Below are 1,414 nucleotides of genomic sequence, written 5' to 3'. Positions count from 1 at the left end.
TCTAAAATTAAATATTCCGCATCAGAGAAACGTACCATTATCGAAGAGATCAAAAGTGGCGAGCTTGGCTTTATGGCCGCTGCGTATAAATATGGGGTATCAAAAACAACCTTGGTGAAATGGCAACGCCGATATGACGTCTATGGTTTAGAWGGATTGGAGATTCGAACGAATAACCGTAGCTACTCTGAAGAACTAAAGCTACAGGCGGTGATGGATTACATCAAGGGGGAATTATCCCAATACGATATCATTGATAAATACAAAATTGCGAGTAGAACACAGCTATCGAACTGGGTAAAGAAGTATAATAGTCATAGCAGCTTAAAGGCCTATAAAGGGGGAGCAACGGCTATGACGAAAGGACGTTCTACRACCTGGAAAGAACGGATCGAGATTGTTCAGTATTGTATGACACATGACGAGGATTACGGTAAGRCAGCGGAGCAGCATCAGGTYTCCTACCAACAGGTGTACCAGTGGGTGAAGAAATACCAAGACGGAGGACAAGAAGCGCTTCAGGATGGACGTGGACGTAAAAAAAMCGAAGAAGAGTTAACGGACACCGACCGCCAGAAGCTTGCGATGAAGAAGATGCAGGCTGAAAATGAACGTCTACGGGCAGAGAATGCATTCCTAAAAAAGTTAGAGGAACTCGAAAGAAGGCGACGCTAAGCCAAGTACGTCAAGAAAACATCTATCTTGCCATTCAAGCGGTACGGCAAGACGGGCAGTTCAGCATAAAGACGCTGTGTGAAATTGCAGAGATTCCACGGTCAAGCTATTACAAATGGCTGAACCGTAAGCCTAGTGTACGTGAACTAGAAAACCAAAAACTCACMAAAGCGATGATCTCACTGCATGAGAAGGTAGGCGGTATCTACGGGTACCGTCGATTAAAGCTTCACTTGTGCAAAGAAACGAAGCAGAAGATTAACCACAAGCGCATCCAGCGCCTCATGCAGCTACAAGGCATTCAGTCAGTGATTCGCCGCAGAAAACGAAAGAAATATGCAGCGTCAACGCCTCAGCACGTGGCTGAGAACCTGCTAAACCGCGAATTCACCGCGACAAAACCGAACGAAAAATGGGTAACCGATGTAACGGAATTCAAATATGGTCACGGTCAAAAGGCGTATTTAAGCGCYATCTTGGACCTCCACGACAACACCGTTGTGTCTCACGTATTCGGRCACTCGAACAACAATAGCCTCGTGTTTCAAACCGTCAAAAGGGCGATGAAGGCAGCATCAAAGAGCAAGCCGATGTTGCATAGTGACCGAGGCTTTCAATACACTTCTCTACGGTTCAAAAAGTTATTTGGGAAAAAAATAACCCATAGCATGTCTCGCGTAGGGAGATGCATCGATAACAGTCCCATAGAATCCTTCTGGGGAACCCTGAAGTGCGAAAA

At 45.6% G+C, this 1,414-nt stretch carries 2 protein-coding genes; both read left to right on the top strand.

The features are described from left to right. A partial coding sequence (locus AB4Z45_RS32875; protein ID WP_441913832.1) for a helix-turn-helix domain-containing protein occupies window positions 1-675 on the top strand: 675 nt, incomplete at its 5' end. Then, window positions 633-1,414 (top strand): IS3 family transposase (locus AB4Z45_RS32870; RefSeq protein WP_441913833.1); only part of this gene is annotated, 782 nt, incomplete at its 3' end. The genes AB4Z45_RS32875 and AB4Z45_RS32870, both read left to right, overlap by 43 nt.

Origin of the sequence: Paenibacillus sp. MCAF9 (assembly GCF_052114265.1) — a bacterium.
Classification (GTDB): domain Bacteria; phylum Bacillota; class Bacilli; order Paenibacillales; family Paenibacillaceae; genus Pristimantibacillus.
Note: the sequence above shows the minus strand (reverse complement) of the source record. Positions and strands in the feature narration are given on the sequence as shown.